The sequence below is a fragment of the Synoicihabitans lomoniglobus genome, assembly GCF_029023725.1.
Classification (GTDB): domain Bacteria; phylum Verrucomicrobiota; class Verrucomicrobiia; order Opitutales; family Opitutaceae; genus Actomonas; species Actomonas lomonigloba.
Genome location: NZ_CP119075.1, coordinates 3,331,355 through 3,356,347, shown reverse-complemented (window position 1 = coordinate 3,356,347; position 24,993 = coordinate 3,331,355). Strand labels below are relative to the sequence as shown.

Sequence of the window (24,993 nt, the reverse complement as noted above, 5' to 3'; positions counted from 1 at the left end):
GATGGCGGGTGGCGCCAGCTGAACTGTCGGGGAATATAGCGTTGCGCCGTCAGGGCGGGCTGAAAGTTTCACGACTGTAACACATGTTAGAATACCGGTTTTTCTTCAGCCCCGCGAAGCTCCGTGCCCTCACTATCAAATGGGGGCGGGTGACGCGGTTTGCGCCATGATCCGCATGCGGCGATGGCATGGATGGGCGTTGTGGGGCGTGTTGACCGTGACGGTGGCGCTGGTGGCGTGGCCGCGGCGGGAGGCGCTGCTGCTGAAGAACCGGTTCATCAACCGCCAGTCGGTCGAACGACTCGGCTACGGAGGTTATTTTTGGTTCGACGTCGTGGACGTGGCAGGTCGGCTGTGGCGACGCGCCCATCTCGATGAAATCGATCCGGCCCCTTACCGGGCCTATTTGCGGGAGTTGGCCCATCGTCGGGCGGAGATGCCCGCCCGCCATCCCCCGCGCCGCAAGCATGTGGTGTATATCCAACTCGAATCCATGGACGGACTGGTCATCGGTGCCCGCAAGGACGGCCAACCGGTCATGCCATTCCTCGAGGACCTGGCCGCGAAGCACGTGAGCTTTGCCAATATGATGGACAATACCGGGAGCGGTCGCACGACCGACGGGGAATTTTTGGTGCTCACGTCACTGGTGCCATTGGCGCGTCAACCGGTTTACGTTTCGAAGGATCTTTCCCGGGTGCCATCGTTGCCCCGGGTGTTGCACGTGGCCGGCTATCACACGGCTTCGATTCACGGCTTCAACGGGGTGTTTTGGCATCGGGCGGAGGCCCACACGGCGCTGGGGTATGACGAAATGCGTTTTCAGCAGGACCTGCCCCTCGATGACAAAATCGGTTGGGGATGGTCCGACGAGGCCGTGCTGGGCGAAGCCGCGCGGATGATTGCGGCGGCTGAGTCGCCGTTGTTTTTGCACGTCATCACGCTGACGCACCACCATCCTTACGACCATATCGCCCATGCGCAGGGACTGAAACCCGGCCGCATCGAAGTGGAAAACGTGCGTTCCGCCCGCTATGTGGACCACGCGTTGCAGGGCTTTTTTCAACAGCTCCAGGACGCCGGTGTTCTCGAAGACTGCCTGATCGCGATCTACGGCGACCACGACAGCGCGATCGATGTCGAGTTGGAGGCCTACCTCGACTCGATCGCGCCGCGCTTGTATCCGGACACCGTGCCCTTGGTGTTGGTAGGGTTTGACCGGCCCGCGCAGCGCGTCACTACCCTGGCGGGTTTGCAGGATCTGCCCGTCATGATTTTGCAGGAACTCGGCCTGGACGTGCCGCTCACTTTCACGGGGGCGGGTTGGGGACAATGGGGCACGACGTTTGGTGCCCAACATCGCGGTTTGCAGGAGGTGAATGGGGCCGCGGAGCCGTGGGAGCCGCCGGTGGATCAGGACATCCTTACCCGCCTCGCCATCGAACATCCGGAGGAGTTGCTCGCACCATGAGAACGGGACGAAGCCGGTTGACGTGGGGGTGGAGCCTGCTGCTGGCCGGAGGGCTGATCGCGCAGACCATCCCGGATGCCCAGCTCGATTTGGCGACCAAAACCACCGCGACGGCGGAGGTCGTCCGCGATGACTATCAACTGCACGTGACGGCGGAGTTTGATGCGAATACGCAAAAACTAAGCGTAACCGGCCGCGTGGAAACCGCGCAGGCGATCGAGCCCCGCTCTTATTTGTCGTATCAAGTATATGGAGACGACGGCAGTCTGGAGATGGCTGACGGAGCGCGCTATCCCTGGACGCCCACCGCGGACGGGACGTTGGTCGCCGGGTTTGATTTGGATCTGCCGATGGTGTTGCGCAATCCGGCCGTGGACCACTTGCAGGTGTCGTTCAATGCGGTGGTCGAGGGCGAGTATTGGTATCGCGATGAGAAGCCGGAGATCGCGTTTCCCAGTGTAAGCATCGCGCACATCCCGCCGCGTGACTGGTATCAGCCGCAGTGGTCATGGTTGCCCCGGATATTACCGGCGCAGACGAGGCTTCATCTGCCGGCGCGATGGAGTTGGTCCGGGCGCGACGCGGCGCGCGGAGACTATACGGCGACCGCCGAGGTGTGGGATGTCGATTCGAACACCCGGGTGGAGTCGCCGCGCCTGGGGGAGGTGGAGTGGAAAAAGGGGGCGACCGCCGCGTCAATGTGGCTGCCGGTGACCCCGCTGACGAGTGGACACTATCGCGTGCGGCCGGGGTTGGTCTGGGATCAAGTGCGGTGGTATGACGCCGGAGACTGGTTCACCTACCGCGAAGTGCGGGTGGTGCCGCCACTGTGGTATCTGACGGGCGTGGTCGCGTTGGTGGTGATGTTGTGGACGGGTTGGATCCGGGCGTGGGTGTCGACGCGATGGCGTGGGCCGGTGCGCGTGGTCGTGGTCGTGGCGGCAGTTTGGCTTCTGGCCCATTTGGTGGTCACGGGTTATTGGTTCATGGTGCTGGCGTTGGTCTTGGCGCGCGTGGTGATCAACCAACCTTGGTCTCGCACCGGTGAGCGGGCCTACGCGCTCACGATGGTTTTCTTTACCTTTTTGGAGATCTATTGGGCGATGCTTAGTGCGGTCGTTTCGGTCTGGCCGACGGCGGTGGTTTATTCGATCGCGTTGTGGGCGGTGGTATTGCTGCCGTTGGTGGTCATACGACGGGCGTGGTTGGCGTGGAGCGTGGCGGCGTTGGCCTCGATGGGGTGGTTGCTGACCTCCACCGCGGTGGTGATCTATTATCAGTTTTTCCAGGATTTCCCGTCGGTGAGCAATCTGCTCTACGCGAATCAGGTCGGGGATGTGGGGGATTCGGTGCTCACGTTGGTGCAGCAGCGACATTTCATCCCGCTGCTGGTGGCGGTCGCGATGGCGACGATGGTGGTCATGGCCCGGCGAAGCAGCGCTGGTGCGGAGTCGGCGGATGGTGACAGCTCGGTGACGGAGTGACCGGCGGCGTTTCTAGGATTGAAGTCGGACGCGGTGGGAGGCCACGTTCGGGGTCGTTCGGTTGCCGCTGACTGGTCGTCGTTGTGAAACTCATCATCCAAATCCCCTGCTTCAATGAAGCCGCCGCGCTGCCGGCGACATTGGCGGATTTGCCACGGGTCGTGGAGGGGTTCGACACGGTCGAGTGGCTGGTGATCGATGATGGCAGCACCGATGATACGAGCGGGGTGGCGCGCTTGCTCGGGGTCGATCACGTGATCAGGCTGCCACAGAACTCGGGACTCGCCCATGCGTTTGCCGCTGGGCTCGACGCCGCGGTGGAACGCGGGGCGGATGTCATCGTCAACACCGATGCGGACAATCAGTATTGCGCGGCTGATTTACCCGCGTTGACGACACCGATTCTAAAAGGCGTGGCGGATATCGTGATCGGCGCGCGGCCGATTGATTCGATTGCCCATTTTTCGCCGGTGAAGAAGATCCTGCAGCGGTTTGGCAGTTTTATCACGCGCTCACTCAGTCGAACCGACGTGCAGGATGCGCCGAGCGGTTACCGGGCGTTCAGCCGCGAGGCGGCGCGTAAACTCAATGTGTTCAGCAGTTACACTTATACGTTGGAGACGATCATTCAAGCGGGGCAAAACGGCATGGCCGTCGTCTCGGTCCCGGTGCGCGTCAACGGGGTGACGCGGCCATCGCGGTTGGTGAAGAGCATTCCATCCTACGTGAAGCGCTCCATGCTCACCATGCTGCACATTTTCGTCGTTTACCGGCCGATGACGTTTTTCTTCACGGTCGGCGGCTTGGTGGGGGGAGCGGGGCTGTTGCTGGGTCTGCGTTTCTTCTACTTCTTTTTAATCGGGGAGGGGGGAGGTCACGTGCAGTCCGTGATCCTGTCGGCGCTGCTGCTCGGGTCCGGGTTGCTCCTGTGGGTGCTCGCCTTGGTCGCCGACTTGATCGCAGTGAATCGTCGTCTGCTGGAGCAGGCCAACTGGCGCATCGGCCGGTTGGAGGATCAGTTGCGATCCGCCATGCCGACCGACGCGGCATCACCGCGGGCCCATCAACCCGAGTAGCTCGGGTCGACCGCGAGGCCGAAGTAGTTGCGAGCGTTGGCGAAGCAGATGTTTTTCACCATGCCGCCGACGAGCTCGAAGTCGGGGGGCAGTTCACCGTTGGCCATTTCGCTGCCGAGTAGATTACAAAGCGTGCGACGGAAATACTCGTGGCGGGGAAATGACATGAAACTGCGGGAGTCGGTGAGCATGCCGACGAAGCGACTGAGCAGCCCGAGGTTGGAGAGCGCGTTCATCTGCCACTCCATGGCCTCCTTTTGATCGAGGAACCACCAGCCGCTGCCGAACTGCATTTTACCGGCGGTGACGCCGTCCTGGAAGTTCCCGACGAGTGTCGCGAGCATGTAGTTGTCGGCTGGATTCAGATTGTAGACGATGGTCTTCGGCAACTCTCCGGTTTCGTCGAGCGAGGAGAGATATTTCACCAACGCCGGGGCCTGACGGTAATCGCCGATGCTGTCGAATCCGCAGTCGGGGCCGAGCTCGAGGTAAGCGCGGGCGCTGTTGTTGCGCATGGCGCCGAGGTGGAGCTGCTTGGTCCAGCCGCGCTTGGCGTCCCAACGACCAAACTCCAGCATGAGGAGCGAACCGAAACCGAGTTGTTCCTCGGGCGAGGGGGTGTTGCCGTCGCGAACTTTCAGGAAAATCGCACGGGCTTCGGCCAGCGTGCACGGCTCGGCGAGGGCGGTTTCGAGACCGTGGTCGGAGAGGCGTCCGCCGACCGCGTGAAAATCGGCGTGACGCTGTTCGAGCGCGGCCAGCAGATCGTCGAAACTGGCAATCTCGCCGCGGCCGGCGGTGGCGCCGAGTTTGGCGCAATAGGCGTTAAACGCAGCCGGGTCGGCCAGCGCGTAGGCTTTGTCGGGACGGAAGGTCGGGTAGACCTTCGTGCTGAGATTGAGCGCCGCGATGCGTTGGTGGGTGGCGAGGGAGTCAGCAGGGTCGTCGGTGGTGCCGGCGACGGCGACTTTTTGGTCCCGCAGGATCGACTGCACGGACATGCCGGCGAGTTGGGTGTTGGCGGTGTCCCAGATCTCCCGCGCGGTTTCGGGACCGAGCAGCGTGTCGATGCCGAAGTAGCGTTTCAGTTCGAGATGAGTCCAGTGATACAGCGGGTTGCGCAGGGTCTGCGGAACGGTGGCGGCCCACGCCTCAAATTTCTCGAAGGGGGAGGCGTCGCCCGTGCAGAAGCGTTCGGCCACGCCGTTGGCGCGCATGGCCCGCCACTTGTAGTGATCGCCGCCCAACCAGATCTCGGCCAGATCGGCGAAGACGTGGTCGTCGGCGATCGCCGCGTGCGGCAGGTGGTTGTGGTAGTCAAAGATCGGCTCCGCCGCCGCGTAGTCGTGGTAGAGGCGGACGGCGGCGTCCGAATGCAACATGAAGTCGTCGTGGATGTAGGGGCGCATGCGAGGCGGGGGGCGGGGATTTATTCGGACGTTTGGGCGATGTCGTTCAGCAAATCAGAGTAAGCGGTGAATCCGGCGAGACGGCTGGTGGCCTCGGCGCAGCGGGCCGCGGTGGCGAGGCCGGTGGTTTCGGCCAGAAAGATCAGGTATTCAGCGACGCGGCGGGCGTAGCCCAGGCGGGCTTCCCGACTGATCGAGTAGAACCGCGCGCGTTGGCGATATCCGGCGGGCGAGTGATCGCCGAGCGCGGCTTTGGTGGCTTTGCCATCGGCGGCCAGCACGTAGAGAAAATTGTATTCAAAAAAGAATACGCGGTCGGGGTGCGGGGTGAGGGCAACCAGGGTGGAGCGGCAGGTGGCTTCGTCCGCAAAGATGCCCTCGGCGTCGGCGGGTTCGTCGTAGTTGGCGAGAATGAACCCCCTGGCGGCGTCGCGCTCGGTGGCGTCGTCGCTGAACGCGCCGGCCACGGCGAGTTCTATGGTGAAAGCATACCAATCGCGCCATAGCGCCTGGTCGGCGGGGTCGCTCGAGGCATGCAGGGCGCGGCCCATTTCGTAGGTGTAGCGACCACTGGTTTTGATCTCGAGCTGGCTACCAGTGATCTCACCCATCAGACGGTAGTTCTCGGCCGATTTGCCCGAGCCGGAGTGGAAACCGATGCTCACGCCAAATTTTTGACAAACGTTCCACTGCGCGGTGATGAGTTTGCGCAGTTTGGTTTGGTTGGGATACGGGATGTTCTTTTGGAAGCCGAAGGCGGGGGCGACGAAGTTGACCGGCATGTCCATCGCATCGCACAGGGCGAGCATGATGGCGGTGGTTTCGGGCGTGGTGAGACCGGGCAGCTCGTCGATGGAGAGTTCGCGCAGGTAGGCCCGGCCTTCGGGCGTGGTGAAAGCCGAAGCGCGCGCGGCGCGGTAGAGCTCGTCGCGTTGCTTCATTTTGAGCATGGCGGGCCAAACCGTGCCGAGTAGTTTTTCGAACGCCGCATCGTCGGCGGTGATGCCCACCTCGGCCATGCGGCGACGGACCTGTTCACGTAAATCCGGTGCGATCGCGTCGATGGAGGCGGGCGCCTTTTTCGCCAATTCGGGGGAGAGGTCGAACGTGATGTAGGACGCCAGGAGGGAACCGCGCACGAGCGCGTCTTCCCGGGAGTCGAACTTGCCGCCGATGGGTTGGTGGTCGGCGTTGAAGCTCCAGGCGATGCGGTGGTGGTGAAAACCTGATTTGAGTTTGGACAACACGGCGCCGTGACTCATGCCCTCGACGGATTGGCCTTGATGGCCTTCCGGCACATTGGCTCCGATGAAGGGAAATGGAACCGTGTCGAGATCGTCGGCCAACATGGCATCCACGTCGTAGACCAGCTCGCGTGGAATACTGTTTTGATTGGCGGTCAACCCGATGCCGAGCCGTGCCATGGTCCATTCGACGGCCGGCCAATGCAACGTGGTGAAGCGGGCGCCGACGCCGAGCGTGCTGCGGCCGAGGTTGGCGGTGGTGCCGGGGAAAATCGTAGCGGCGGGGTCGTGCTCCAGAATCAGGTTTTTAAGGGCAAGCAGGTTCGTCCACGTGGCGGGGAAAGCGCAGGCCCCCGAGGGTAATACGACGCCGTCCGCCAGCGTCGTGGATCCATTGGTCACGCCTGGCGCGGGAGACAGCACCCAGGCGCAATCGCCGGTTTTAAGATTTTCGCGAAGCTTCCACGCTCCGGCGGCGGTGCGGAAACCGCTGTGGGCCCAGACGTGGAGGGCTTCGCCAGCGAGGAGTAGTTTTTGGAGTTCGGGCCAATCGAGGCAAAAGTCGGGCGAAACGCAGGGGTTGCTCGCGATGCGGAGCTGGTGGGAAACGAGAAAGGAGTTGATGGCGGACATGGTCGGGGAGGACTTAAATGGTCATGGCGTGGAAACCGCCGTCGACTTCGATTTCGGCGCCGGTGACAAAGCTGCTGGCGGCATTGCTCGCGAGAAAGAGCGTGGCGCCGATGAGCTCTTTGGCCTGGCCAAATCGCTTCATGGGCGTGTGGCCCATGATGGTTTCGACCCGGTCGGGTGTGAGCACCTTGCGATTTTGTTCGGCGGGGAAGAAACCGGGGACGAGGAGGTTGACGCGCACGCCTTTGGTGGCCCATTCGCGGGCGATGTTTTTGGTGAGGTTGTGGACCGCCGCTTTGGACGCGGAGTAGGTGAAGACGCGGGAAAGCGGAACCCGGGCCGAGGCCGAACCGATGTTGATGATCGAGCCGCCGTCGGGAGCGGAGAGCAGGTGTTCGCCAAATACCTGACAGGCCATGAGCACGCCTTTGACGTTGGCGCTGATGATGCGGTCGAACTCGTCCTCGGGGATGTCCATCAACGGAGTGGGCGAATTCACTCCCGCTCCGTTGACGAGAACGTCGATGCGACCGGACCGAGCCAGCACGGCGTCGCGCAGCGCGATCAGATCGGCGCGGCTGGTGGCGTCGGCGGCGTGAAACCACGCGTTACCACCGGCGGCCGCGATGCGCTCGAGGCGGGCGGAAGCCTTGGCTTCGTTGCGTCCGACAAGCACGACCTCGGCGCCGGCACCGGCCAGCCCCTCGGCCATGGCACCGCAAAGTTCACCGGTGCCACCGATGACGACCGCGATGCGGTTTTCCAAAGAGAAGAGGGATTCGAGATAGGGAGAGCTCATGGTAAGGGGGAAGGACAAGCCTATCAGTGAGAAGGCATATACCGCAGGCAATAAAACGCATAAGATTTTACAAAATGCGCAACGACGGTTTGCTGCGAGGGATGACCGAAGTCCGTCGATACCGTGTGGGGATTATGCTCTCGATTGAAACGGAGCACTGGCACGGGGTGTTGCAAGGGCTGGCGGAAGGCTTTCGGCGGTCGCCGCAAGTGCAGGTGATCAAGATCGCACGGCCGGCGAAGTTTGAGCCCGTGAAGCTGCGCCGCCTGCAGCTCGACGGACTCATCACCCGTTTGGCGTCGCGGGAAGACGAGGTGGCGTTGCTGAAGTTGGGCGTTCCGGTGGTCAATGTATCCGGGCGCACGGAAGGGAAGGGGTTGACCAATATCATCAACGATGACGAACGCGTGGGGGAGTTGGCGGCCCGTTTTTTCGTGCGACGCGGATTTGAGCGACTTGGTTTTTGTGGTGTGGATCGGCACCGGTCGTCTCGATTGCGCGGCAGGGGCTATCGGCGTGCGGGCAAAGCGGCGGGGGCGACGACCGAAATGTTGGTATTGCCGGAAATGCCGGAAGGTGACGCCCCATCGGCTCGGGCGGTGGCTCGGATCGCGACATGGTTGAAACCACAGCAACGTCCGGTGGGGGTGTTTTGTTTCAACGACGCCGTGGCTCGTGCGGTGGCGGAAGCATGCGCGGACATTGGGGCGAACATCCCGGCGGATGTCGCGGTATTGGGCGTGGACAATGACGACATCCAACTGGGCTTTTCATCGGTGGCGCTGTCCAGTATCGAACTCAACCGTCGACGCATCGGTTACGAAGCCGCCCGGCGGTTATTGGCCGAAATAGAGAATCCGGACCTCCCCGTTGAGACGGTTCGGGTGCCTCCGCTTAAAATTGTCGCACGGGGCTCCACGGACAAGTTGGCGGTGAATGACGAAGTCGTGGCGGCGGCGCTCGACTACATTGGAGACCGACTCGCGAACACCATATATGTGGAGGAAGTCGCCCGGTCGGTGGGGGTTTCCCGGCGATCACTTGAAATGCGTTTCCGGGCGGCATTGCAGACCTCGGTGTATGCCGAAGTGCAAAGGCAACAACTCGAACGAGCGGAAGTGCTACTGCAGGAGAACCCCAAAATGACGATCGCCGAAGTCGCCTACGCCTGTGGATTCCAGGACGCCCGCCACCTCAGCATAGTTTGCCGCCGCAAACTAGGCCGCCCCCCCGGCTCACTACGCATCGGCAACTAAGCAAACACGTTTATCTTTTAATGCTTAAATAAAGGGACAGGTTAAAAATGATTGACGGGGAGTGGGTTTTGGGTGGGTTTGGGGTCGTGCGACAGGCGAGAATAAAGGTGGATGCGGGGAAGCGGGCGGCGGTTTATCATGTGATGTCGCGGACCGTGAATGGAGAACGGTTGTTGGATGACGTGGCCAAGGAGGTGCTGCGGAAGCAGCTTTGGCAGGTGGCGGAATATTGCGGCGTGGAGGTTCTGACGTATGCGCTGATGTCCAATCACTTCCATGTGCTGCTGCGCGTTCCTCATCGGAACCAGGTCTCTGATGCCGTTTTGCTCAGACGCTACGCGGTGTTGTATCCGAAGCCTACGCGTTATCAAACCGCACAACTTGACGTTATTACCGGTCAATTGCGGAAGAACGGCCCCGAGGCGGTTAAGTGGAGAGCGCGTCAATTGGCCCTGATGGGTGACGTTTCGCAGTTCATGAAACTGCTCAAACAACGATTTTCCGTCTGGTTTAATCGCAGCCATAATCGCTTCGGCACCCTGTGGTCCGAACGCTTCAAAAGCGTGCTGGTAGAGGGAAAGGGGAGAGCCCTTAAAACCATGGCCGCTTACATCGATTTGAATCCAGTGCGCGCAGGCTTGGTGGATGACCCCAAGGACTACCGGTTTTGCGGTTATGCTGAGGCCGTGGCCGGAGCAAAGCGGGCGGTGCCGGGGGTGATTGCGATCATGGGCGGCACTCGCGGCAGGGCCTTGGCCGCCTATCGGGAACTATTGTTCGGCAAGGGATCCCATCCCGCATCGAACCGCGGATGTTTATCGGCGGCAGAGTTTCAACGGGTGGTGAAAAACAAAGGCCAATTGCCGATGGCGAGCGTGCTCAGATGCCGGATACGTCACTTCAGCGACGGCGCAGTATTGGGATCGCAGGCGTTCGTGCAGGAACATTTGGTGCGGTATCAGATAAACACCGGGCGGCGCGAGCGCACGCGACCGCGACACTTACCACACATCGCCGATTGGGGGGATTTGACGACGTTGCGAGGTTTGCGACGTCAGGCACTGGGTTAGCCAAACCCGGAACGAGTTGCTCCGGGCGCGTGGTTTTAGGCGGCGGTTGACGGTTTGCCGTGGCGGGATCTTCCGGCGTCGAAGGCTTTCACGGCGCGAGTGCCATGCCACCAGCCATTGATTCCGACCAGAGGACCAAGCGAGCAATAGATGATGCCGGGGAGCACGACGTGGCGTTCCTGTTGAGCGAGGACAATCGAAACCAAGCAGACGGCGATGTTGATCAGGATACGGCTGATCGAGCCTTGAGTGATGATAATCTCGGTCTCGTTCAGATGAAGCGCTTTACGCAGCCGATAGGCGTGCAGGTAGAGCAACAGATACGCAAAGCAGACGGTGGCGAGTCCGGCACCGTAAACGATGTAGAGCTGGCTGAGCTCGGCCATGGTTTGGATGCCATTGGATTCGGCACCGATGCCGAACATCGCCGCGAATGCACTCGTGAAGATAAACTTCAACGGATACGCGAGGAAGACCACGCAGAGCAAAATGGCGGCGTTGTAGAATCGCGTCCAAATGTCCTCCAATCCGTAGCGGCGGAAGAAAATGTAGTGCGTGGTCCAAAACCACATCACCATGGCAAAGGTTGCGACGAAGGCCGGAAAGTCCTGGAAGACCTTCATGAGGTCATCGTAATTGCGTGGCACCTCCAACGCGACGACGAGCAGGGTCAGCGTGAAGGCAAAAACGGCATCCGCGAAGCCCTCCAATCGTGACACCCCGGCGCCTCGCCACCGAAACATGGGATCGGGGTCCGGCGCGAACGGGAGGCGCGAGCGGAAAGGTTTCCGTGAGGAACGGCGGGAAGACATCGGCGAGGAAAAGTAAGAAGAATGAAGTTTGAAGTAGGTCGTTCGAACAACGTGGGTGGCGATAAACTCCGACGTTGGCGGCGGGGCCGACCGGCGGACTGCTTGCTTACTCAGATCAGCATGCCGGCGATGGAAGCGGGGATGAAGCAGGCGAGGGATCCACCGAGCAGCGCACGCCAGCCGAGTTGGGCGAGATCGGCGCGACGTTCGGGGGCGAGGGCGCCAATGCCGCCAATCTGGATGCCGATGGAAACGAGGTTGGAAAATCCTGCCAAGGCGTAGGCCAGGATGATACGCGTGCGCGGATCGGTAAGTTCACCGGCGGCGTAGAGGTTGTTCATCGAGAAGTAGGCGACGAATTCGTTGAGCACCGTCTTCTCGCCGAGGAGTTGGCCCGCCATCATGAGTTGCCCGCTTTCAATGCCCATGAGCCAGGCGATGGGCGCGCCGATAAGCCCGAAAACGAACTGCATGGACAGCTCCGTGTATTGATCGCCGGTGGCCGAGGCGATGACGTCGTTGAGTCCGGTGTAGTCACCGAGGAGTCCGCCGAGTCCAAAGTTGATCATGGCCACCAATGCGGTGAACACGATGAGCATGGCGCCGACGTTGATGGCGAGTTTGATGCCGTCACCGGTGCCGACGCAGATGGCGTCGAGGATATTGGCGCCGAACTTCTCGCGAGGGATCTGGAGGTCGCGGTTCACTTCCTCGGTCTGCGGCAGCAGCATCTTGGCGATGACCAGAGCCGCCGGTGCCGACATGACGGATTTGGTGATGAGGTGGGTGGCGAACTGCACTTGCGCCGCCGGGTCGTCCCCCCCGAGCAGGCTGATGTAGATCACCATGACGCCGCCGGCGATGGTGGCCATGCCGCCGACCATGATCGCAAGCAGCTCCGACCGCGTCATCTTGTCGAGGTAGGGTTTGATCAACAGCGGCGCTTCGGTCTGGCCCACGAATACATTGGCGGAAGCTGACATGCTTTCGGCGCCGCCGAGTTTCATGGTTTTGGACATGAACCACGCGAATACATAGACGACGCGTTGCAGGACGCCCAGATAGTAGAGCATGGCCGTGAGCGCGGCGAAAAAGATGATCGAGGGCAGGATGGTGACCACGAACACGGGGCCGCCGTTGGTGAAGGGGAGGCCGTCGACATTGCCCGGCGCGATGTTGAGAAACCATCCGAACAGCAGCCCGGTGCCGGCGTTGGTAAAGTCGATGACTTTGACAAACCCTTGGCCGATGATCTCGAACAGCGTCCGCACCGGACCGACCTTCAGCACGACGAGGGCGACGAAGATCTGGAGGATGGTGCCGGTGCCGACGAGCTTCCAGTCAATGGCGCGTCGGTTGGAGCTGAACGCGTAGGCGATCGCGGTGAAACCGAGAATGCCAATGACGCCGCGAAAAATAGGAACGAGTGTATCCATTTGGTGGATGTTTTATTACAGGAGGAAACAGAGGGAAACGGAGCTGGTCAGCGGTTGGCGCCGGGTAGTATCAGACGACTGACTCCGTCAGTGAGCTTGGTGACATTGAAATTGATGAGCAGGCCGAGTGGGACATCCAAGAGTTTCATATAGGTGAGCAGTTGGGCTTTGTGGATGGGGAGGAGGTGTTCGACTGATTTCGCTTCGATTAGCAGGCACCCGGCCAACAACACGTCGAACCGGAGGGATTCTGCTTTGACGAAGCCTTTGTATTCAATCTGCACCGTCTTTTGATTAATCGTTGGCAACTTGCGAAGCTCGAGCTCGCGCAAAAGGCACCATTCGTAGATCGATTCATTTAGTCCGGGACCTTTGTGCCGATGCACCTCAATGGCCGAAGCAATCGCTTCTTCGGTGAGCGAACTGGCTTTTTCAAATGAAGGGTGCAAATCAGGAAGCTCTGTTTCTCTCTGTTTCCTCCTGTAAAAGAATTTCAGAGAACTGGCGCTGAGCTTGCGGTTCGAAAGGAAGGGCGCGAGAACGATTTCCACTATGACGGTTGAAGAACGCTTGCGGCAGCATTTGTCGAAAATACCGGATACGGCGGCGGCGAATTGGGTCGCGCGGACGGCGACGGTGGTGGGCGACGTGACGCTGGGGCCGCGCTCCAGTGTGTTTTACGGGGCGGTGCTGCGGGGCGATATTGCGCGGATCGTGGTGGGGGAGGGCTCCAACATTCAGGACAACTGCGTCGTCCATTTGGCGGATGATTTGGATGCGATCGTCGGGGATTGGTGCACAATCGGCCACGCCGCCATTGTCCACGCCTGCACGATTGAAGACGAATGTCTCATCGGCATGAACGCGACCATCCTGGACGGCGCCCGCATCGGAGCGCGCAGTTTGGTGGCGGCCGGCACCGTGGTGACTCCGCGCACAATCATACCTCCCGGCTCTCTGGTGGTCGGCACGCCCGGCAAAGTGGTGCGGCAACTGAGCGAGGCGGAGCAAGCGGGGCTGAAGGGATGGGCGGAAAAGTATCTGGCCGTCTCGGCCGCGCACGCGAAATTGCCGACGCAGGGTTGAGTGGGGCCAGGGGCTCGATTCGCTTTGAACCGGTTTGCCATCAGCCAAGCCAGAGTTAAGCACAGGGCATGTTGAGACATGTTTGCCGAACGGTGCTGTGCGCCGGAATTTGGATGGCCGTGACGCCGAATGGAGTCATTGCTCAGGAAATCGAGGACGCACGATATGCGACTCTGCTGGGGGATGATGCTCCGAACTCCGAAACCAAGCGGCTGGCCACCTTGTTTGCCGTCGACTGGGCGGTCACGCTCGAGGACTCGCCGGAGATGGCAACCTACGTCGGGTTGCCGGGCTACGGTGACCGGTGGAGCGATCAATCCCCGGCGGCATTGGAAAAAGGCCGGGCGCGGGCACGCACGCGGCTGGCTGTGATCGAATCCATCGATCGGGCAGCGTTGTCGCCCGATGATCAGCTCAACTATGATCTGTTTCTCGACCAAGCGCGCAACGGAGTCGAAGGGCAGCGCTTTCCGCAGGAGTTGCTCGCCATCAATCAACTCGGCGGCGTGCACCAGCAGGCGGCCTCGATCATGCGGATGATGCCCAACCGCAGCGTCATGCAGTTGGAGGATCAAGTGGCGCGACTTGAGGGTCTGCCCGCCGTGATCGACCAAACCATCGCCCTGCTCGAGGCCGGCATGGCGGCGGGCGTGACGCCCCCCGCGATCACGATGCGGGAAGTGCCGCAACAGGTGCGTAACATGATCGTCGATACGCCGACCGATAATCCCCTGCTCAAGGGATTTTACAATTTGCCGGGATCCATTCCGCCGGAGGAGGGGGCGTTGTTGCGCCAGCAGGCGGAGGATGTCTACGTCACTGAAATTCGCCCGGCGTGGGAGAAACTGGAAACGTTTGTGCGGGAGCGTTACCTGCCGGCGACCCGTGATGGCATCGCGGCGGAGGCTCTGCCCGATGGCAAAGCGTGGTATGCCTACGCCGTGAAAACCCGCACGACGCTGGCGCTCACCCCGGAGGAAATCCATGATATCGGGTTAAGTGAAGTTGCCCGCATTCGGGCGGAAATGGAGTCGATCAAGGATGCGGTCGAGTTCGATGGGACACTCGAAGCGTTCTTCGACTTTATGCGCACGGATCCGCGGTTTTTCCATACGGATCGCCAGGCCCTGCTCGCCGAATATCGCGACATTGCCAAGCGCGCCGATCTGGAGATGCCCAAGCTGTTTGGGCTGCTGCCGCGGCTGCCTTATGGCGTGGTTGAGGTGCCGTCCTACGCGGAAAAGTCGCAGACCACCGCCTATTACAACTCCGGTGGACTGGAGGCGGGTCGGGCCGGTATCTTTTTTGCCAATACGTATGCCCTGCATACGCGCCCACGCTGGGAAATGGAAGCGCTCACGCTGCATGAAGCCGTGCCGGGTCACCACCACCAGCTTTCCTTGCAGCAGGAGTTGGAGGAGTTGCCGCCGTTTCGGCGCTACAGCTGGAGTTACACCGGTTTCGTTGAAGGGTGGGGACTCTACTCTGAAAGCCTCGGGGAGGAGATGGGTTTTTACACCGATCCTTATGCTAAGTTTGGCCAGCTCACTTACGAGATGTGGCGCGCGGTGCGCCTCGTGGTCGATACCGGCATGCACGCCAAGGGGTGGTCGCGCCAGCAGGCGATCGACTACTTCAAGGCCAACGCGCCGAAGACCGAGAATGACATTATCGTGGAGATCGACCGCTATATCGTTTGGCCGGGGCAGGCGCTGGCCTACAAACTGGGCGAGTTGAAGTTCAAGGAACTGCGCGCCCGGGCGACCGCCGCGCTGGGGCAACGCTTCAACATACGCGATTTTCACGACGAAGCATTGCGGCACGGCGCACTGCCTTTGTCGGTGCTCGAAGCCAATATTGATCGCTGGATTGCCGCGCAGCGTTGAGCGCGGTTTTAGCATTGTTTTCCAAATTCTTGTAAGGAAACCGGCGCGGGCGGCCACCAATGGGTTGAACCGATGATTTCCGCCGATCCGCCCGAAAAACGATTTGCCGCCTGGCTCCGGGAGCATGGCGCGATTCCGCAAAAGCTGAGTCGCGTCTACGCGCCGGAGTCGGCCGACGAGGACGATTTGAAACAGGAGATGCTGGTGCAGCTCTGGCGTTCGGTCGGCCGCTTTCGCGAGCAAGCCAAGCCTTCCACGTGGATCTATCGCGTGTGTCTCAATACCGCCCTGACCTGGTGTCGCACCGAGCAACGTCGGGAAGCGCGGGTGGTCGCCCGCCCCGAACCGGTTGAAGCCGCGTCGAGTCAGGAGGCGAGTCCCGCCGCGGCGCAGGAACACGACGATCTCATGGCGACCCTCATGCGCGCCATCCGCCGACTCCCGCCGGGAGAGCGCTCCGTCGTGGTGCTCGCGTTGGATGGACTGAGCTACCGCGAAATCGCCGAGATCACCGGCCTGACGGAAAACCATGTGGGCGTCACGCTGACGCGGGCCCGCCAGAAATTGTCCCAAGGACTCCAGGAGGTAAGAGATGAACTTTGAAGAAATGCAATCCGCCTGGCAGCAATCCGCCGCCCGCGAACCGTTGCCCCTCATCGACGACGCTGTGGTCCGCCATGTGCGCGCCGACAGCCGCAAGTTTTCCCACCGGATCTTTTGGCGCGATGTTCGCGAAGTTGCGGCGTGTTTTCTGGTGACCTTCATTTTCGGACGCATGGCGCTCGCCGCCGAGGCGGAAGGAGCCCCGGCCTGGCCGCTCTGGGTGGCGGCAATCATTCCGCTGGGCGTGGCCGCGTATTTCGCGATCGACCGGCTCATCATGCACCGTCGGGCGACCCCGCGGGGCGAGACGGTGCTCACGGAAATCGATCGCGCGGCCGACGAGGTGCGTCACCAAATCTGGCTGCTGCGCAATGTGCTGTGGTGGTATTTGCTCCCGCTGGGGACGAGCACGGTCATGATCACCTTGCAGTATTTCCTGTATGGCCCGGCCTACACTCCGCTCATCGTCAAGGTCATCATGGGCGCACTCGTGGTGGGCGTTGCCGGTGGGTTCAATTTCTGGGTGTGGAAGCTGAATCAGAAAGCGGTTCGCAAGGATTTGCAGCCGCGCCTCGCCGAACTTGAAAACCGCCGCCGGGAATTGTCCGGCGAAGCCTAATAGTCCCTCTGCAATTATCATGAATCTACCCAAAGCATTACCTATGGGAGCGATCGGTTTTGCCGTTGCTTTGACCCTGTTGCCATCCACTCGGGCCGCGGAAACAATGCCCCTCCAAGCGCAACTGGAAACGTGGGCGGGCGAACAACCGGGGGCGATCGTTGCCGCCGTCGTCGACGCCGATCGGGTGGCGTTCGTGGCCGCAGGCAAGTGGGCGGAGGACGACGAAGCTCGGCGGCCGGGCCCAAACACGTTTTTCGAAATCGGCTCCATCAGCAAAGTGTTCACCGCGCTGTTGGCGGCGCAGGCGGTGGAGCAAGGGCGCTTCGAATGGGATGACCCGGTGGCGGGTGGCTTTGCATCGTCGTCCGTGACCTATGCGCAACTGGCCACGCACACGTCGGGTCTGCCTCGTTTGCCAGCCGACTTTCCGGACACGGGTTTGCGCGATCCGTATTTCTTTCTGACGCTGGACGACTTGCAGCGTTCGTTTACGACGGAAGTGGCGATGTTGTCGACCGGGCCAACGGATTGGGCCTATTCCAATTTCGGGGCGGCGATATTGGGGCAGGCGACTGCGGCGGCGTGGAATCAGTCTTACGCCGATGCCATGCGCGAACAGGTGCTCGCACCGCTTGGCATGGAGCAGACGTGGATATCGGGTAACCAGGATGTTGATACGTCGAATCTGGCGCCTGGACATAATTCGGCGGGGCGCGCCTCGCGCTGGCGGTTCGATGCCTACGCCCCAGCGGGTGCCTGGGTGAGCACGACGGCGGAAATGACTCGCTTGATTCGAGCCGTGTTGGATCCGGCGGGGGCCGGCCTTGGTCCGGCGTTGCGGGATACCTTGGCGGTGCACGCTGAAACAGGCGGACCGGATCACATGGGCTATGGATGGTTTGTCCGGGAGGTCGACGGGGAACCCGTCTATTGGCACGACGGAGGCACCGGGGGCTATCGCAGTTTCTTGGGTGTGCAGCCGGCGCGTGGTCGTGGAATCGTCATTCTCGCGGCCCGAGATCAGGAGGTCGACGGCATCGGTCTGGGTTGGTTACAGGGGTTGTTCGAGGCTTCGGATCCCGTGGCCACGGGGAAGGTGTCGGTGGCGGACTACGTCGGCGATTATCCCATCATGCCGCAGTTTGTTTTGGCGATTTCGGCCACTGACGGAACGCTGCAGGTGCAGGGCACCGGACAACCGAAAATCGGTCTGCGCGCGACCGGCGTCGATAGCTTCACCCTGGATGGTGTGCCCGCCGTGATTGATTTCGAGCGAGGGGAAGACGGAACGGTGACCGGACTGGTGTTACATCAAGGCGGTCGAGACCTGCCGGCACCGCGCCATGCCGCGGGTAGTCTGAAGGCGCCCGCCAAGGGCGTGCAATTGCCGGTGGAGTCGCTGAAGCCGTTGGTGGGGAAGTATCAGCTCGCTCCATCGGTGGTGGTGCAGGTTTTCCGGGACGATCAGCAAGTCTATGTGCAGCTTACCGGGCAACCGGCGCTTCCGGTCTATGCCTCGGCGAAGGACGAGTTCTATTACGAAGTGGTCGATGCTCAGCTCTCGTTCGAACGCGATGATGATGGCGTGGTGACGGGATTGGTGCTCCACCAAAACGGTCAAAACGTGCCGGCGCCCAAAGTGGAATAGCCCTGCGGCTGCGCTTGTGGCGGGACCGAAAGTCGGCATGGTGGAGGGCATGATAATCGGTGTCCCCAAGGAAATCAAAAATGGTGAAACGCGGGTCGCGATGACCCCCAATCTTTGCCGCCGGTGCGTGAAGCTCGGCGCGGAGGTGCTGGTTGAGAAAGGAGCGGGTGAGCGGTCCGGATTTCGCGACACGGCTTTTCGCGATGCGGGCGCGAGACTCGTGGCCACCGCTGCCGAGGCGTGGAACGAAGCGGAGTTGGTCGTCAAAGTGAAGGAGCCGCAGGAATCGGAGTTTGGGTATTTCCGGCTCGGACTGACCCTGTTCACCTATCTCCACCTGGCGGCCTGCCGGGATCTCACCAAGGCGTTGGTGAAGCACAAGGTGTTGGGCATCGCTTACGAGTCGGTCGAAGCGCCGTCGGGTATCCTGCCGTTGCTCAAGCCGATGTCGCATATCGCGGGACGGCTTTCGATTCAGACCGGCGCCTATTTTTTGCAAACTCAGAACGGCGGGTCGGGCGTGCTGCTGGGCGGGGTGCCGGGCACCATGCCGGGCCGGGTGGCAATCATCGGTGCGGGCAATTCCGGGGCGCATGCCTGTCGCATGGCGATGGGCATGGGGGCACGCACCACGGTGCTCGATCTCGATTCGCGGAAACTGGAAATGCTCGATGAGGAATACCGCGGCAACATCGTCACCTTGATGGCCAACCCGGGTAACATTGAAATGGCGGTGGCCGATGCCGACCTGTTGATCGGTGCGGTGCTGGTGCCCAACGCCAAGGCGCCAACGGTGGTCGACAAGGACATGGTCAAAACCATGCGACCGGGCAGCGTGATCGTCGACATTGCCATCGATCAAGGCGGTTGCATCGAAACGATTGTGCCGACCTCGCACCTGAAGCCGACCTACGTGAAACACGGCGTGGTGCACTACGCCGTGCCGAACATGCCGGCGCTGGTGGGCCGCACCTCGACCCTGGCGCTCACGCAGGCCACGGAGCCGTTTTTGGTCCACCTCGTCACGTCCGGCATCGAGGCGGGATTGGCCGGGCATGTCGGGTTGACTCAAGGCGTAAACACCCGCGACGGCAAAGTCGTCAACGCGCAGGTGGCCAAGGCGTTGGGTTATAAATAAGAACGATCCGTTCACCGCCGCCACCGCCCCCACCGATGCAAGAATTCGTCGCCTTCGAGCATGATTTAGCGGCCGGGATTGTCGGCAATCTTACCGGGTTATTCGGACAAATGCTCGACGTGGTGGACGACATGATCTTCGTAAAAGACCTCGATGGAGCGTTCGTTTATAACAATGCGGCGCACCTCGCGTTTCTCGGGATCGAGCGGGACGCGGCCCGGGGCAAAACTGATTTCGATTTGTTTCCGGCCACCGAAGCCGAGCTGTTTTTTGCCCACGATACGCGGCTGCTGGAATCCGAACGGCCCGTGGTGAGCGTGCACCCGGCCCGAAACGAAGGCGGGCAACCGGTGCTCGACGTCGCGTTCAAATCGGTGGCGCGGACGACCGTCGGCGAAATCATCGGCTTGGTCGGCATCGTCAAACGCGTGCCGGTCGGCGCGGTCACGACAGATGCGGCGGTGCGCGCCCAGGTCTCGGCCATCGTGACCCGCACCTTTTCCGGATCGATCGAACCCACCCAGTTGCAGGCGTTGGACCAATCCGTCGTCGCGGCGATGAGGCAGGCCCGCGAGTTGACGGCGTAGTCGCGTTTTCGGGCGCGACTGATAGCCAACGATTGCCAACGGTGGGCACGACACCCTAGGAGTTGCGCCCATGAGTGCTTCGATACTACCCCATCGATTCGTCGGATTCGGACTGATCGTGCTGCTGACCACTTTGGCGGCCGGGCCCTTGGGAGCCAGTGCGGGCAGCGAGTGGCACGCGTTGAAAAAATTTGCCGAGTCGACCGATCAAAAGCGCCCGAGCACAGCCGATGATTCGCCGCTGGGGTTGATGAGTGTGGGACGCCCGCGCACGAACGAGGTCGACCCGCAGATCGGTCAGCTCGCGTTGCTGAAGATGAAGTTGGAAGCGTTCATTCGCGACTATCCCGACGATAAAAACGTGCCGGAGGCCCGCGCCATGAGGGCAACCGCGGTGCCGTTGGTGGCCGAAGGCTTGGGGCACAGCTTTGACGAGGTGGCGTGGCTGGAGGAGGTCGAGGCGGTGCGGGCGCTGCCGAAGTTGTCCGACGACGCTCATGCCCAGATCGAGCTGACTTGGATTCGGCACCGCTACCGCGAAGGTGCCCGCGACGGTTTTACCCGGGGCAAGGTCCGGGAGCTGACCGGGGTCATGCGTGAATTTGTGGAACGTCACAAACGCGATGCGCGTTCGGCCGCGGTCGCGCTCACGGCGGGAAATCTGCTGTGTTCGTTCGAGGAGTCGGAGGCCGAGCAGTTTTACCGAGACGCCAAAAAAATCGGATCTCGTCTGGATCGGAAAACCGCCGGCCAAGCCGAGGAAGCGTTGGCGGTGTTGAGTTTCCGGCATCGGCCGGCGGAGTTGGCGTTTACGGCGGCCGATGGCCGGGAGGTGGATCTGGCCAAATTGCGCGGCAAGGTGGTCATCGTGGATTTTTGGGCGTCGTGGTGCCCGCCCTGTCGGGTTGAGGCGCCGGAGTTGGCGGCGTTATATCGCCAGTATCGGGAGCAAGGGCTCGAAGTCGTGGGCGTTTCGCTCGATCAGAGCCGACAGAAAATGGAGGCGTTTGCCACCAAGTCGGGTATGACCTGGCCGCACTATTTCGACGGGAACGGCTGGCGAACGGAATTGAGCGTGAAGTTTGGCATTTCCTCGATTCCCACGGTTTGGATTTTCGATCGCACGGGACGGTTGGTGCACAATGACGCGCGCGGAAAGTTGGAGGCACTGGTGCCGCAGCTGTTAGCCATGAAGTAAATCGCGGTGGCGCGTCGGCCGCGGGTCCGCCGCATACCCTAACGTGAGAGTGCCGAGAGGGGGGCTCGTCGGTTGTGAGTAGATCCGGGAAAGGTTGTGATTTGCCCCATGAGCCACCCCCCAACCCCGGGCCGCGGATTCGGATTGCCGCTGATCGCGCTCGTCGTCTCCTCGCTATTCCTTCCGGTGGCGCAAGCGGACTGGCGCACGGCGCGTTCGCATAACTTCGAGCTCTATTCTCAAGTCAGTGACGCGAAAAGTCGCGAGACGCTGCAGATGCTCGAAACCTTTCGACACGCGGTGATTGCGCGTTTGCATCTGCCGGCGCATCGCCTGCGACCGACCACGGTGTTCTTGTTTGCGCGGGACGAGGATTACGGCCCCTACAAACGTCTCGCGGACGAAGCCACGGTGCCGCGTCCGGGACACGGGGTGGTCAATCCGGACCGGGTGGTGCTGGCGCTGCACGCCAATGTTGATGATGACCTTTTTCAGGCGCTGCTTTTTCATCATTACGCGCATGCGCTGATTGATGAAGCGGGGTTCGCTCCGCCGCCATGGTTGGCCGAAGGCATGGCGACGGCGTTGGGCGGGTTCCAGGTCCAGAATGGCCGGTATGCGTTTAAGCGTTTCCATGCCGACTCGCTGCCGGTGCAAGGGGTGCAAGTGCCGGAGGGTTACATCCACCGCACCTTTGTGGAGGAATATCGCACGATGCACGGCAGCTTCACGCGTTTGCGACGTTTGGCGAAATTTGACCGTGTGATCCGGGATGGCAATCGCGCGGCGGCGGATCTGCATGCGGCGAGCGACGGCAACTACTTTTACCTGCAATCCTGGTTGCTCGCGCACTACTGTCTTTTCGGGGCGGAACGCGGGCAGTATGGCGCACCGCTGTTGCGCTATGCGATGTCTGCAGCGGGCGACGATGCGCAACAGCACGACCGCTTGGAACGCACGTTGGGGATGTCGGATAAAAAACTCCGGCGCACGCTGGAACGGTATTACGAGTCGGGCAGTTGGACCGATCTGGGCGGTCCGGTGCCCGCGATCTGGGCCGAGTTTGATCCTCGGTTTGAACCCGCCAATGTCGCCGCCATGGCGGTGGAACTGGCCGGACTGGCCTTGGCGAGTCGCGGGGATCCGGTTGCTCGCGCCGAGCTTCGGACGGCAGCCGAGACGTCCGCCCAAGAGCGGCGCGCCAGTGAAATCCTCGCGGTCGATGCAGGGCAGCGCGGAGACGAATCGGCGCTGCGTGACTATGCCGCGCGAGCCATCGCCGGCCAAACCATGCGCAGTTACTTTTTCACCGCCCTGGGGGAATTGGCGTTGCAGCCGTATGGTTCCGCGTTGGACAGGGCGGGCCGGATGGAAGCCGTCAAAGCGGAGGCCACCCGCGGGTTGTTTGAGCGGGCGATCGCGCTTGATCCGGGGGATGAACGAGCGTGGGCGGGTCTGGCGTGGACGGAGGCGCTGGCGATCGACATCGAAAATGCGAATGTCAACCGCGTGCAGGACGCGCTCGGGGCGATGCGGCGGCCCGAGGAGACCTTGCTGGCGGTGGCGGTCATTCGCTGGCGCATTGGCGATACGGCGATCGCGCGCAGTTTGCTGACGAAATTGCCCCGGGACGCGGATTGGGTGGGGGCGGAACGATTGGTCCAGTTGCGCGAGGTCGTGGGGGCGGACCCGTAGGGGCACAAAAAAGCCCCGGCGCGAGGCCGGGGCGAATTGATGTCGGCAGAACCGGCGATCAAGTCTCCGCTCAGGCGGCGACGATCTTGATGCTCTTCACCTCGACGCGATCGATCGGGGTGCTCTTTTCGCCGCCGCCGCCGCTCTTGGTCGGCACGGTGGCGATCTGTTCGAGCACGCTGTCACCGGCGGTCAGCTCACCGAAGGCGGTGTATTGGCCGTTGAGGAACGCGGCGTCACCGTGGCAGATGAAGAACTGGCAACCAGCGCTGTCCGGGTGGGCGGCGCGGGCCATGGAGATGACGCCACGCACGTGGGGTTTCTTGTTGAACTCGGCCTTCACCTTGTAGCCGGGGTCGCCGGTGCCGGGCATGCCGGAAGCGCCGGCCTTGGTGTTGGGGCAGCCACCCTGGACCATGAAGCCCTTGATGATACGGTGGAAGGCGGTGCCGTCATAGAAACCGTCGTTGGCGAGTTTTTTGAAGTTTTCGACGGTCTTCGGGGCCACGTCGGACCAGAAGGAGAGGGTCATGTCGCCGTAGCTGGTGGAGATAACGGCGACTTCGTTGGCGGAGTTTTCAGTGCTCATAAAGGGGAGCAGGATCACGAAGCGGGGAAGGCGCGGTCAAGAACTCCTTTGACGCGGGCATGTGCCCTGCTTCGGTCGGACCATGCGTTTGTTCAAATTAATCGGATTGATACTGGGGTTGGGAGTAACGGGCGTGACGGCGGCGGAGCCGATCAAGGTCAAAGTGGTGGTGGTGGCGATGTTCGAGGCGGGGGCCGACACCGGGGATCGCCCGGGCGAGTTTCAATACTGGGTCGAGCGCGAGGGGCTGACCGAAACGTATGCCTTTCCCCAAGGTTACCGTGACCTGCGCGGCACGCCGAATGGCGAAATCCTCGGCGTGGTGACGGGAGTTGGCACGGCCAAGAGTGCCGCCACGATCATGGCGGTGGGGTTGGACCCGCGCTTTGACCTGACCGAAGCCTATTGGGTGGTGGCGGGCATCTCCGGAGTCGACCCGAATGACATGTCGTTGGGGTCGGCGGCGTGGGCCGAGTGGCTCGTTGACGGCGATCTCGCGCATGAGATCGACATCCGCGAAGCGCCGGAAGGCTGGACGACGGGCTACATTCCGTTGCGCAAGGCGCATCCGTATCAGCAGCCGGTCGATCGCAGCGAGGGCGAAGCGTTTCGCCTCGTGCCGTCGCTGGTGGAGTGGGCGTATCAACTCACCAAGGACACGGAACTGGCGGATTCCGCGGCCATGCAAAAGCGCCGCGCGCTGTATGTGGGGTATCCGGTGGCGCAGCGTCCGCCGTTCGTGCTCAAAGGCGACCAACTCGCGGCGATGACTTATTGGCACGGGGAAAAGATGAACCAGTGGGCCAACGAGTGGGTGAAGTATTACTCGGACGGCGAAGGTGAGTTCGTCACCAGCGCGATGGAAGACACGGGCACCTACGGTTCTCTGCTGTGGCTGGATCGAGCGGGCAAAGTCGATGTGCAACGCATGCTCGTGCTGCGCACGGCGAGTAATTTTTCGATGCAATGGCCCGGGGGCGACGCCGCGGAGAGTTTGAGTGGCGAAAAGCTCGGTCCCGGTTACTCGGCGTATATTCCGTCACTCGACGCCGCTCACCGGGTGGGCAGTCGCGTGGTGCACGCCTTGATCGAAGGTTGGGCCACGTATCAGCACGAGTTGCCGCAGCCGTAGTGGTGCTGCGAGTGGCGGGAGAGGTAGCGCGAGCGAGCTCGCGGCCTCCGGGGGCGGTGCGGTGATGCGAGGTGATATGGGCTGCGGGCTTGCTCGCGCTCTTCCGCTTCGCACGTTTG

22 protein-coding genes are annotated in these 24,993 nt (G+C 61.7%); 15 read left to right on the top strand and 7 right to left on the bottom strand.

Annotated features, from left to right (window positions below):
- The first annotated feature begins 166 nt into the window (after positions 1-166).
- From PXH66_RS13030 to PXH66_RS13020, 3 genes are all read left to right on the top strand, one after another.
- On the top strand, positions 167-1,471 hold the full coding sequence (locus PXH66_RS13030; RefSeq protein WP_330928607.1) for an LTA synthase family protein: 1,305 nt from the start codon (positions 167-169) through the stop codon (positions 1,469-1,471).
- Positions 1,468-2,955 carry an LTA synthase family protein gene (locus PXH66_RS13025; protein WP_330928606.1) on the top strand — a complete coding sequence of 496 codons (1,488 nt, stop codon included), beginning with the start codon at positions 1,468-1,470 and terminating at the stop codon, positions 2,953-2,955. Before PXH66_RS13030 ends, PXH66_RS13025 begins: the two co-directional genes overlap by 4 nt.
- 83 nt (positions 2,956-3,038) lie before the next feature.
- On the top strand, positions 3,039-4,031 hold the full coding sequence (locus PXH66_RS13020) for a glycosyltransferase family 2 protein (protein WP_330928605.1): 993 nt from the start codon (positions 3,039-3,041) through the stop codon (positions 4,029-4,031).
- Here the strand turns inward: PXH66_RS13020 and uxaC are convergent.
- The 3 genes from uxaC to PXH66_RS13005 are packed head-to-tail and all read right to left on the bottom strand — an operon-like array spanning position 4,019 to position 8,116.
- On the bottom strand, positions 4,019-5,440 hold the full coding sequence (gene uxaC / locus PXH66_RS13015; RefSeq protein WP_330928604.1) for a glucuronate isomerase: 1,422 nt from the start codon (positions 5,438-5,440) through the stop codon (positions 4,019-4,021). The genes PXH66_RS13020 and uxaC overlap by 13 nt on opposite strands.
- Positions 5,441-5,460: 20 nt before the next feature.
- Positions 5,461-7,317, bottom strand: a complete 1,857-nt coding sequence (locus PXH66_RS13010) for a tagaturonate epimerase family protein (protein ID WP_330928603.1) — start codon at positions 7,315-7,317, stop codon at positions 5,461-5,463.
- A gap of 13 nt (positions 7,318-7,330) precedes the next feature.
- Positions 7,331-8,116 carry an SDR family oxidoreductase gene (locus PXH66_RS13005; RefSeq protein ID WP_330928602.1) on the bottom strand — a complete coding sequence of 262 codons (786 nt, stop codon included), beginning with the start codon at positions 8,114-8,116 and terminating at the stop codon, positions 7,331-7,333.
- A gap of 134 nt (positions 8,117-8,250) precedes the next feature.
- On the opposite strand from PXH66_RS13005, the gene PXH66_RS13000 reads away from it, so the two are divergent.
- Together PXH66_RS13000 and PXH66_RS12995 are read left to right on the top strand one after the other, a co-directional pair.
- A complete protein-coding gene (locus PXH66_RS13000) occupies positions 8,251-9,372 on the top strand; it encodes a substrate-binding domain-containing protein (protein WP_330928601.1) in 1,122 nt (373 codons plus the stop codon).
- 47 nt (positions 9,373-9,419) lie between these two features.
- On the top strand, positions 9,420-10,442 hold the full coding sequence (locus PXH66_RS12995) for a transposase (protein ID WP_330928600.1): 1,023 nt from the start codon (positions 9,420-9,422) through the stop codon (positions 10,440-10,442).
- Between the two features lie 35 nt (positions 10,443-10,477).
- Here the strand turns inward: PXH66_RS12995 and PXH66_RS12990 are convergent, their stop codons facing one another.
- The 3 genes from PXH66_RS12990 to PXH66_RS12980 all read right to left on the bottom strand — a co-directional run bounded on the left by PXH66_RS12990 (position 10,478) and on the right by PXH66_RS12980 (position 13,241).
- Positions 10,478-11,185 carry a TMEM175 family protein gene (locus tag PXH66_RS12990; protein WP_330928599.1) on the bottom strand — a complete coding sequence of 236 codons (708 nt, stop codon included), beginning with the start codon at positions 11,183-11,185 and terminating at the stop codon, positions 10,478-10,480.
- Positions 11,186-11,364: 179 nt separating this feature from the next.
- Entirely contained in the window at positions 11,365-12,690 is a 1,326-nt protein-coding gene (locus PXH66_RS12985) for a NupC/NupG family nucleoside CNT transporter (protein WP_330928598.1), read from the bottom strand.
- Between the two features lie 47 nt (positions 12,691-12,737).
- On the bottom strand, positions 12,738-13,241 hold the full coding sequence (locus PXH66_RS12980; RefSeq protein ID WP_330928597.1) for a GxxExxY protein: 504 nt from the start codon (positions 13,239-13,241) through the stop codon (positions 12,738-12,740).
- A 1-nt stretch (position 13,242) separates the two neighbouring features.
- Between PXH66_RS12980 and PXH66_RS12975 the strand changes: the two genes are divergently transcribed.
- From PXH66_RS12975 to PXH66_RS12935, 9 genes are all read left to right on the top strand, one after another.
- Positions 13,243-13,776 (top strand): gamma carbonic anhydrase family protein, encoded by a 534-nt coding sequence (locus tag PXH66_RS12975; RefSeq protein ID WP_330928596.1) that lies wholly within the window; start codon positions 13,243-13,245, stop codon positions 13,774-13,776.
- 113 nt (positions 13,777-13,889) lie between these two features.
- Entirely contained in the window at positions 13,890-15,662 is a 1,773-nt protein-coding gene (locus tag PXH66_RS12970) for a DUF885 domain-containing protein (protein WP_330932032.1), read from the top strand.
- A gap of 72 nt (positions 15,663-15,734) precedes the next feature.
- A complete protein-coding gene (locus PXH66_RS12965; RefSeq protein WP_330928594.1) occupies positions 15,735-16,265 on the top strand; it encodes an RNA polymerase sigma factor in 531 nt (176 codons plus the stop codon).
- Positions 16,255-16,884 carry a hypothetical protein gene (locus tag PXH66_RS12960; RefSeq protein WP_330928593.1) on the top strand — a complete coding sequence of 210 codons (630 nt, stop codon included), beginning with the start codon at positions 16,255-16,257 and terminating at the stop codon, positions 16,882-16,884. The genes PXH66_RS12965 and PXH66_RS12960 overlap by 11 nt, the downstream gene beginning before the upstream one ends.
- A 19-nt stretch (positions 16,885-16,903) precedes the next feature.
- Positions 16,904-18,535, top strand: a complete 1,632-nt coding sequence (locus tag PXH66_RS12955; RefSeq protein WP_330928592.1) for a serine hydrolase — start codon at positions 16,904-16,906, stop codon at positions 18,533-18,535.
- A 49-nt stretch (positions 18,536-18,584) separates the two neighbouring features.
- The gene (ald, locus tag PXH66_RS12950) at positions 18,585-19,673 is read left to right on the top strand and encodes an alanine dehydrogenase (RefSeq protein WP_330932031.1); all 1,089 of its coding nucleotides are present in this window, start codon (positions 18,585-18,587) and stop codon (positions 19,671-19,673) included.
- Positions 19,674-19,708: 35 nt separating this feature from the next.
- Complete coding sequence (locus PXH66_RS12945) at positions 19,709-20,260, top strand: PAS domain-containing protein (RefSeq protein WP_330928590.1); 552 nt, start codon at positions 19,709-19,711, stop codon at positions 20,258-20,260.
- A gap of 70 nt (positions 20,261-20,330) precedes the next feature.
- A complete protein-coding gene (locus PXH66_RS12940) occupies positions 20,331-21,458 on the top strand; it encodes a TlpA family protein disulfide reductase (RefSeq protein ID WP_330928589.1) in 1,128 nt (375 codons plus the stop codon).
- 108 nt (positions 21,459-21,566) lie between these two features.
- Positions 21,567-23,153 carry a hypothetical protein gene (locus tag PXH66_RS12935; RefSeq protein WP_330928588.1) on the top strand — a complete coding sequence of 529 codons (1,587 nt, stop codon included), beginning with the start codon at positions 21,567-21,569 and terminating at the stop codon, positions 23,151-23,153.
- Positions 23,154-23,223: 70 nt separating this feature from the next.
- Here the strand turns inward: PXH66_RS12935 and PXH66_RS12930 are convergent, their stop codons facing one another.
- Positions 23,224-23,742, bottom strand: coding sequence for a peptidylprolyl isomerase (locus PXH66_RS12930; protein WP_330928587.1), 519 nt, complete (start codon positions 23,740-23,742; stop codon positions 23,224-23,226).
- An 82-nt stretch (positions 23,743-23,824) separates the two neighbouring features.
- Here PXH66_RS12930 and PXH66_RS12925 point away from each other — a divergent pair, with 82 nt between their 5' ends.
- The gene (locus PXH66_RS12925) at positions 23,825-24,874 is read left to right on the top strand and encodes a purine nucleoside permease (RefSeq protein WP_330928586.1); all 1,050 of its coding nucleotides are present in this window, start codon (positions 23,825-23,827) and stop codon (positions 24,872-24,874) included.
- Positions 24,875-24,993: the final 119 nt, after the last annotated feature.

What these genes read in the sequence shown, in the direction of transcription:
- PXH66_RS13005 (WP_330928602.1), bottom strand. Translation starts at nt 8,116, where the DNA reads ATGAGCTCTCCCTATCTCGAATCCCTCTTCTCTTTGGAAAACCGCATC.
- PXH66_RS12955 (WP_330928592.1), top strand. Translation starts at nt 16,904, where the DNA reads ATGAATCTACCCAAAGCATTACCTATGGGAGCGATCGGTTTTGCCGTT.
- PXH66_RS12965 (WP_330928594.1), top strand. Translation starts at nt 15,735, where the DNA reads ATGATTTCCGCCGATCCGCCCGAAAAACGATTTGCCGCCTGGCTCCGG.
- PXH66_RS12945 (WP_330928590.1), top strand. Translation starts at nt 19,709, where the DNA reads ATGCAAGAATTCGTCGCCTTCGAGCATGATTTAGCGGCCGGGATTGTC.
- PXH66_RS13010 (WP_330928603.1), bottom strand. Translation starts at nt 7,317, where the DNA reads ATGTCCGCCATCAACTCCTTTCTCGTTTCCCACCAGCTCCGCATCGCG.
- PXH66_RS12935 (WP_330928588.1), top strand. Translation starts at nt 21,567, where the DNA reads ATGAGCCACCCCCCAACCCCGGGCCGCGGATTCGGATTGCCGCTGATC.
- PXH66_RS13025 (WP_330928606.1), top strand. Translation starts at nt 1,468, where the DNA reads ATGAGAACGGGACGAAGCCGGTTGACGTGGGGGTGGAGCCTGCTGCTG.
- PXH66_RS12990 (WP_330928599.1), bottom strand. Translation starts at nt 11,185, where the DNA reads ATGTTTCGGTGGCGAGGCGCCGGGGTGTCACGATTGGAGGGCTTCGCG.
- uxaC (WP_330928604.1), bottom strand. Translation starts at nt 5,440, where the DNA reads ATGCGCCCCTACATCCACGACGACTTCATGTTGCATTCGGACGCCGCC.
- PXH66_RS12970 (WP_330932032.1), top strand. Translation starts at nt 13,890, where the DNA reads ATGGCCGTGACGCCGAATGGAGTCATTGCTCAGGAAATCGAGGACGCA.
- PXH66_RS13030 (WP_330928607.1), top strand. Translation starts at nt 167, where the DNA reads ATGATCCGCATGCGGCGATGGCATGGATGGGCGTTGTGGGGCGTGTTG.
- PXH66_RS12995 (WP_330928600.1), top strand. Translation starts at nt 9,420, where the DNA reads ATGATTGACGGGGAGTGGGTTTTGGGTGGGTTTGGGGTCGTGCGACAG.
- PXH66_RS12930 (WP_330928587.1), bottom strand. Translation starts at nt 23,742, where the DNA reads ATGAGCACTGAAAACTCCGCCAACGAAGTCGCCGTTATCTCCACCAGC.
- PXH66_RS13000 (WP_330928601.1), top strand. Translation starts at nt 8,251, where the DNA reads ATGCTCTCGATTGAAACGGAGCACTGGCACGGGGTGTTGCAAGGGCTG.
- PXH66_RS12940 (WP_330928589.1), top strand. Translation starts at nt 20,331, where the DNA reads ATGAGTGCTTCGATACTACCCCATCGATTCGTCGGATTCGGACTGATC.
- ald (WP_330932031.1), top strand. Translation starts at nt 18,585, where the DNA reads ATGATAATCGGTGTCCCCAAGGAAATCAAAAATGGTGAAACGCGGGTC.
- PXH66_RS12960 (WP_330928593.1), top strand. Translation starts at nt 16,255, where the DNA reads ATGAACTTTGAAGAAATGCAATCCGCCTGGCAGCAATCCGCCGCCCGC.
- PXH66_RS12975 (WP_330928596.1), top strand. Translation starts at nt 13,243, where the DNA reads ATGACGGTTGAAGAACGCTTGCGGCAGCATTTGTCGAAAATACCGGAT.
- PXH66_RS12925 (WP_330928586.1), top strand. Translation starts at nt 23,825, where the DNA reads ATGCGTTTGTTCAAATTAATCGGATTGATACTGGGGTTGGGAGTAACG.
- PXH66_RS12985 (WP_330928598.1), bottom strand. Translation starts at nt 12,690, where the DNA reads ATGGATACACTCGTTCCTATTTTTCGCGGCGTCATTGGCATTCTCGGT.